Source organism: Nonomuraea sp. NPDC001636, from assembly GCF_040298265.1.
Classification (GTDB): domain Bacteria; phylum Actinomycetota; class Actinomycetes; order Streptosporangiales; family Streptosporangiaceae; genus Nonomuraea.
The window spans coordinates 77,748-84,459 of sequence record NZ_JBEOZT010000037.1 but is presented as its reverse complement, the minus strand read 5'-3'; the positions used below and the strand labels follow the sequence as shown (position 1 = coordinate 84,459).

The window sequence follows — 6,712 nt, the reverse complement described above, 5'->3', positions numbered from 1 at the left end:
AGGACCGGGGGCCGCGTCGTGAGGGCGGTGGCTATGGCGACCGTGGACCGCGTCGTGAGGGCGGCGGCTTCGGTGACCGCGGGCCGCGCCGCGAGGGCTTCGATCGTGGACCGCGTCGTGAGGGTGACGAGCGTCGTCCCTTCCAGGACCGGGGGCCGCGTCGTGAGGGCGGTGGCTATGGCGACCGTGGACCGCGTCGTGAGGGCGGCGGCTTCGGTGACCGCGGGCCGCGCCGCGAGGGTTTCGACCGTGGTCCTCGCCGGGAGGGCTTCGACCGCGGGCCGCGTCGTGAGGGTGACGAGCGTCGTCCCTTCCAGGACCGGGGGCCGCGTCGTGAGGGCGGTGGCTATGGTGACCGTGGGCCGCGTCGTGAAGGCGGCGGCTACGGTGACCGCGGGCCGCGTCGTGAAGGCGGCGGCTACGGTGACCGCGGTCCGCGTCGTGAGGGCTTCGAGCAGGGGCCGCGTCGTGAGGGTTTCGACCGAGACCGAGGTCCGCGCCGCGAGGGCTTTGACCGCGGTCCGCGTCGTGAAGGCTTCGACCAGGGCCCGCGTCGTGAGGGCGGCGGGTACGGCGAGCGCCGCGACGACCGCTTCGGTGACCGGGGCCCGCGCCGGGAAGGCTTTGACCGTGGTCCTCGCGGTGAGGGCTCCGAGCGTGGTCCCCGTGAGGGCTTCGACCGTGGGCCGCGTCGTGAAGGCGGCGGTTACGGTGACCGTGGGCCGCGTCGCGAAGCGGGGCCGCGTCGTGAGGGCGGGTTCCGTGACGACCGTGGCGGTGGCCAGCGTCGTGAGGGGTTCGATCGGGGTCCGCGTCGCGAGGGTGGCTACGACCGTGGCCCGCGTCGCGACGACTCCTACGGGCCTCGTCGCGAGGGTGGCGGCTACCGTGAGTCGCGTCCGTTCTCGCGCGACGACCGCGGGGAGCGTCCGGGCGGCGGCACCCGCGCCAGGTACGGCCGCGAGGACCGCGACTCCGACGCCCCGCAGCGCGAGAGGCTGCCCGAGGTGGCGCCCGACATCACCGCGGAGGAGCTCGACAAGGAAGTGCGCGAGGAGCTGCGTTCGCTGCCCGGTGACCTCTCCGACCTGGTCGGCAGGCACCTGGTCGCGGCGGAGCGCGCCCTGGAGGAGGACGACCCCGACAAGGCGCACGAACACACCAAGGTGGCGCGTCGGTTCGCCGCTCGCATCGGTGTCGTACGCGAGGCTGCGGGCATCGTCGCCTATCGGGCCGGACACTTCTCCGAGGCGCTCAGCGACCTGCGTGCGGCCAGGAGGATGACGGGGTCCGACGCGTACCTGCCGGTCATGGCCGACTGCGAGCGCGGTCTGGGCCGTCCGGAGCGGGCCATCGATCTCGTACGTTCGCCGGAGGCCGAGCGCCTCGACCGGGCCGGACGCATCGAGCTGACCATCGTCGAGTCGGGCGCCCGGCGTGACCTCGGTCAGCAGGACGCGGCCGTGATCACCCTGCAGCGCCTGCCCGAGCTGCGCGACCCGCAGCCCAAGCCGTGGTCGGCGCGCCTCGCGTTCGCCTATGCGGACGCTCTGGCCGACGCGGGGCACCAGGAGGCGGCGACCGACTGGTTCGCCCGTGCGATGGCCTTCGACGAGGACGGCGAGACGGACGCGGCCGAGCGCTACGCCGAGCTCACCGGAGCCGTCATCGAGGACGTCGAAGAGGACTTCGAGGAGGACCTCGACGCCGAGGACGACTTCGACGACGCCGGCGCCGCAGACGCGGGCAAGCTGGCCGAGGAGGAGGAAGAGGACGACGAGGCCCTGGCCGAGGCGGACGACCTCCTGGAGCCCGAGGCCGCCGAGCAGCCTGCCGAGTCGGTCGAGCCGGTCGAGCCTGCTGAGCCGAAGGGCGCCGTCGCTGCTGAGGCGGCCGAACCGGAGGCGGGCGAGCCCGCCGACGGTGGCGAGGAAGAGAAGCCGGCGGAGGCCGGAACGCCGGGGATCACGCCTGCGTTCATCGAGCCGGACTTCGGTGACGTGCTGGAAGTCGAGACGGACGAAACCGCTCAGGACCGGCCGAAGAAGAACGACGAGTAGGTGTTGTTGCTCCGCCGTATCCCTGATGGTCAGGGGTACGGCGGAGTTTTTTGTGTCACATGGGGTGTGATCGGCCGGTCGTCATCGTTCGACGCGGTTGAGCCAGTGGAGGATGCCCGCGACGTTCGACGGGGCGCCGCTCAGCAGCTCGAACTGCTCGGCCGTCACGTCGTCCGACTGCAGGGCGGTGTAGCGCTCCTTGGTGCGGTCGCGGACCATGGCGACCGCGTGGTCGAGGTCGAGGCCCTCGGAGTGCGCCTGGCGGGTGAGATCCACCCAGACCCGGAGCTCTTCGGCGGATCGCTCAAGGGTCTCCTGGACCGCGCCGACCGGTCCGTAATGGCTGAACAGCAACCGCTGCGGACCAAGTGCCTGGAACAGGGCGATCGAGTCGAGAGCCGTCTGGAGGTCGAAGTCCGGCGGCGGCGTGGCGGGGCGCAGGTCGCCGGTCTGGGGCAGGTACACGCCCGCGGCGTCCCCGACGTAGAGGTCTCCGGTGGCGGAGTCGATCAGGCCGACGTGGTGCTTGGCGTGGCCGGGCGAGTAGTGGCTGCTCAGCGTGCGGCCGTTGCCCAGGTCGATGGCTCCGGTGTCGCCCAGGGCGACGATGCGCTCGGCCTCGGTGGGGGACAACTCGCCGAAGAGGGTGTCGAGCTGGTCACCCCAGACCATCCGGGCGCTGGCCATCAGACGCGACGGATCGGCCAGATGTCGCGCGCCCTTCTCATGGACGACCACCTGCGCGGACGGGAAGAACTTCGCGATGTCGCCCACACCGCCCGCATGATCCAGGTGGATATGGGTCACCACCACGGTGGCCAGGTCGTCCGGGCCGACGCCGAGCGAGGCGAGCGCGTCGCGCACCACGGGGGACGAGGTCGAGGTGCCCGTCTCCACCAGGCACGGCCGATCTCCCAGGATCAGGTAGCCGGCGGTGATGCCCGCGTATCCGGCCATCTTGGTGTCGATCTCATAGACGTCGCCGCCTAGTGCGGTGATGTTGTCCACAGGCACTCCCGCGCGTACATCCGTCATCCCCAGAACGACGTTCGCATCGATCCGGGCTTCCCCTCATCGTAGAGAGTGATCTCCTCCGGAACACAAACGGGAGGACGACAATGGATCGGAACGAGGTCGTGCTGGTGGGGCGGCTGTCGGCGGCGGTCGAGGAATACGCGATGCCGAGCGGCGACATGGCCACGAAGTGGCGCGTCATCGTACGCCGCCGGCGCAGGCACCGGCGAGGCCCGGCTCTCACCGACAGCATCCCGTGCGTCACGTTCGATCCCGGGGTGGCGGAGATCGTGCGGGGCCTCAAACCGCGGGACTTCATCGAGGTGACGGGCGCCTTCCGCTGCCGGGTCTTCGGCCCGGCCGCCGCCAAGATCTGGCGGTACGAGGTGGAGGTCAGTGCCGTCAGACCTGTCGAGGAGACGGTTCCTGAGCCGTCTGAGGAGGTGCTTCCGAGCCTGGGGCCGCGACAGGTGGCTCAGTTGGCCGGGGCGGGGTGACCTTGCCGGCGAGGGCGAGGCGCCGCCCCGGAGAGCGCTCGGAGGTGGGCAGGGGAGGCGCGGCCACGCGGCAGGGGCGGCGTCAGACATCCCTGGACGTTTGTTGTCAAGCAGCGAGGTCGTCTGACCGGTGCGACCAGGCGGTTGCCTGGTCGTAGGGGCTGTGGGTTTTGAGGCAGCCGTGGAGGATGCCCACCAAGCGGTTGGCGACCTGGCGCAGGGCGGCGTTGTGGCTGATGTCGCGGGCTTTGATCTGGTCGTAGTAGGCGCGGACGGCAGAGTCGTGCAAGAGGGCGCAGGACGCTTGGAGGTGGAGGGCGTCCACGAGCCGGTCGTTGTGGACGAACCGCGCCTGGACCACTCGTGTCTTGCCCGATTGCCGGGTGATGGGTGAGGTCCCGGCGTAGTTCTTGCGTGCCTTGGCCGAGGCGTAGCGGTCCTTGGCATCTCCGAACTCGGCGAGCACCCGGGCGCCGAGAACGACGCCGATGCCGGGCTGGCTGAGGATGACCTCAGCGTCCGGGTGCCGGCCAAAATGGGCCTCGACCTGCCCTTGGAGGGTCTTGATCTCCTGGTTGAGGACAGCGATGATCGCAACCAGCGACTTCACGGTAGAGGCGTAGGCGGTCGTGACGAGCGGCACCTGGCCCAGGTGCTCGCCGCGTAGGACCTCCTGGACCGCCTGCGCCTTGGCGGGGATGTCGCGGCGGCCCTTCAACGTTCCCGAGATCTGGCCGAGCGTCAGCTTCACCGCAGCCTCGGGGGAAGGAGCCTTGGCCAGCAGCTTCAAGACCGCATCCGAGGTGAGGCCGAGGGGCTTGTAGGCCTCCAGCGCGGCAGGGAAGTAATCCCTCAGCGCCACCCGCAGGCGCAGCATGTGGCGGGTCCGTTCCCACAGCAGCGCCTGATGGGCACGGGTGACGACCTTGACCGCCTCGGCGATCTCGGAGTCCCCGGCCACCTGGCGTAGCTGATGCCCTCGGGTGCGGATCATGTCCGCGAGCGCGTGGGCGTCACCCTTGTCGCTCTTGGCGCCCGAGGAGCCAAGGATCTCGCGATGCCGGGCAGCCTGCTTGGGATCGACCCCGAACACCCGGTATCCCGCCGCGACCAGCGCTCGCACCCACGGGCCCCGGTCGACCTCGATACACACCAGCACCTGGGACGGGTCGGCGTCCTCGGCGACGAACCGGCCGACGACGTCGTGGAACCGAGTGATCCCAGCCATGCCCTCGGGCAGCCGCAACCGCTTCAGCACCTTGCCGGTCTCGTCCTGGACCTCGACGTCGTGGTGGTCCTCGGCCCAGTCATCTCCAACGAACAACACCACGACCTCCACCATCGACAACAGGACACGGAAGCCCGCAGGAGCCAGTCGGCGGACTAATGGACCAGTGCTCACGCCAGACGATCGGCGGGCACGACATCCCATCAGCGATCAAAGACTCCTGACCACCGGTGAGGGCACGATCTGACCCTAGGACTCGAAGTCCGGTCGACCAGAGTGCTCACTCACCAGCGGCTACCAGGCACCGAGTCTGCCAGCGAGGCCGACCCGGTAGGTCCCATTAGTCGATGGCGAACGTGCGCAGGACCAGGCCGGTACGCGGTTTGGGGCCGAAGGAGGTGGACTTGCGGGGCACTCGCTCGCCGCCCGCGGCGACCGCCAGCACGTCGTGGACCATGAGCGGCTTGAGGATGACGGCTGTGCCGCCCGTCTGGATCGCGAGCCGCAACGCCGCCTCGGTGTCGTGGTGGACGATGCGTACGGCGCGCTCGTCGTCCTCCATGCCCCACACCTTGGGCAGGATGAACTCGCTCAGGATGGAGGTGTTCAGCGAGTTCCAGCGGTCCGAATGGTGGTCCGGCATCGCCAGATTCAGCTGCACCGGGTCGGGGTCGGTGAGCAGATGGGTGCCGCTCTCCCCGGCGAGCAGGAAGGCGGGCTCGGCCGCGTTCTGCAGTGCCTCCAGGCCCTGTGCCAGGTCGTCGTAGTCGTGCACCTGCCAGGCGCCTCTGGCCCTGGCGGCGGCCTCGGTCAAGGGGAGACCGGGGATGACGCGGTGGATGGCCTTGAGGTCGGGTGGATAGGCGGTGGAGTCGACGATCAGGGCCAGCCCGAAGTCCCAGGGGCCCAGCACCTGCCGGGGTTCGGCCGGGGCGGAGGCCGGTTCCGCTGACGGATGGGCCAGGTGATCGGTCAGCTCGTGCCGGAACGAGGTGACCGGGCTGGGAGAGGGCGTTACGGGGCGGTCCGGAGGTGCGTCGAGGGAGAGGTGCTGAGAAGCCTGGGGGGCGTAGGGCGTGGCCTGGTGGGTTCCGTCCCGCAGGGCCTGGCGGGCGGCGTGCTCCTGACGCTGGAGGACGCGGTAGGTGGCGTACCGGTGGTGGCCGTCGGCGATCAGGGCCTGACGGTTGCGCAGGTCGGCGTTGATGGCGTCTATCTCGTCCTGGTCGGTGATCGCCCACAGCCGGTGGGTGAGGCCGTCCTCGGTTCCGGCCGTGACGAGGGGCGGTCGTTTGGCGGCCACCTCGTCCACCAGGCGGGTCGCCTTGCCGTTGTCGCCGTTGTAGAGCAGGAAGATGGGTTCGAGGTTGGCCTCGGTGGTGCTCATGAGGGCCAGCCGGTCGGCGATGGGGCCGGGCATGACGTCCTCGTGGGGGAGGATGACGCGTTCGGCGGGGTCGACCAGGCCGACGTCGCCGATCAGGCCGCGCTGGAGGACGTGCGGGCCGCTCTGCTCGTACACGTACAGGGCGGGGGTGTCGTCGGCCACGAGGACGCCGGCGTCCAGCCAGGCCCTCAGAGTGTCCCTGGCCTCGGAGTAGCGGGCTTCGAGTGGTACCTCGGTCCGGTGGCGGAGTCTGGGCGGGGTGTCTGCGGGGTTACGAGGGGTGCCGGGTTCGGTGGCGGGTGTCGCTTCGGGGTTGCAGGGAAGGATGAGGCGGACGACGTTGTTCGGGTGGGAGGCAAGGAGGGCTTCGACGTCCGCATCGCTGATCAGGTCGTACGGTGGGGAGGTCACCTTGGCGGGATCTTCGACATCGAAACGTACGCCTCGGAAGGGCCGTAGCACCAGTCCGTCAGGCACCGGCAGTTCAGGAGTCCCCATACCGGGCATGCTCCCATAAATGCTTGCG

6 protein-coding genes are annotated in these 6,712 nt (G+C 70.1%); 2 read left to right on the top strand and 4 right to left on the bottom strand.

The annotated features are described in order from the left end of the window. A partial coding sequence (locus ABT158_RS44890) for a hypothetical protein (protein WP_352364476.1) occupies window positions 1–1,103 on the bottom strand: 1,103 nt, incomplete at its 3' end. On the opposite strand from ABT158_RS44890, the gene ABT158_RS44885 reads away from it, so the two are divergent. Then, the gene (locus ABT158_RS44885) at window positions 1,047–2,060 is read left to right on the top strand and encodes a hypothetical protein (RefSeq protein WP_352364474.1); all 1,014 of its coding nucleotides are present in this window, start codon (window positions 1,047–1,049) and stop codon (window positions 2,058–2,060) included. The genes ABT158_RS44890 and ABT158_RS44885 overlap by 57 nt on opposite strands. Window positions 2,061–2,141: 81 nt before the next feature. Here the strand turns inward: ABT158_RS44885 and ABT158_RS44880 are convergent, their stop codons facing one another. Then, window positions 2,142–3,095, bottom strand: coding sequence for an MBL fold metallo-hydrolase (locus tag ABT158_RS44880; protein ID WP_387679901.1), 954 nt, complete (start codon window positions 3,093–3,095; stop codon window positions 2,142–2,144). Window positions 3,096–3,178: 83 nt separating this feature from the next. Between ABT158_RS44880 and ABT158_RS44875 the strand changes: the two genes are divergently transcribed. Next, on the top strand, window positions 3,179–3,571 hold the full coding sequence (locus ABT158_RS44875) for a single-stranded DNA-binding protein (RefSeq protein ID WP_352364471.1): 393 nt from the start codon (window positions 3,179–3,181) through the stop codon (window positions 3,569–3,571). Between the two features lie 106 nt (window positions 3,572–3,677). Here ABT158_RS44875 and ABT158_RS44870 read toward each other — a convergent pair whose 3' ends face one another. Both ABT158_RS44870 and ABT158_RS44865 read right to left on the bottom strand, forming a co-directional pair. Next, complete coding sequence (locus tag ABT158_RS44870) at window positions 3,678–4,898, bottom strand: IS110 family RNA-guided transposase (protein ID WP_352364487.1); 1,221 nt, start codon at window positions 4,896–4,898, stop codon at window positions 3,678–3,680. 241 nt (window positions 4,899–5,139) lie between these two features. Continuing rightward, on the bottom strand, window positions 5,140–6,663 hold the full coding sequence (locus tag ABT158_RS44865) for a DUF1015 family protein (protein ID WP_502911621.1): 1,524 nt from the start codon (window positions 6,661–6,663) through the stop codon (window positions 5,140–5,142). Window positions 6,664–6,712 lie beyond the last annotated feature (49 nt).

Bases quoted from the DNA above. Each gene is read 5' to 3' on its own strand.
- ABT158_RS44880 (WP_387679901.1), bottom strand. From the start codon at position 3,095: ATGACGGATGTACGCGCGGGAGTGCCTGTGGACAACATCACCGCACTA.
- ABT158_RS44875 (WP_352364471.1), top strand. From the start codon at position 3,179: ATGGATCGGAACGAGGTCGTGCTGGTGGGGCGGCTGTCGGCGGCGGTC.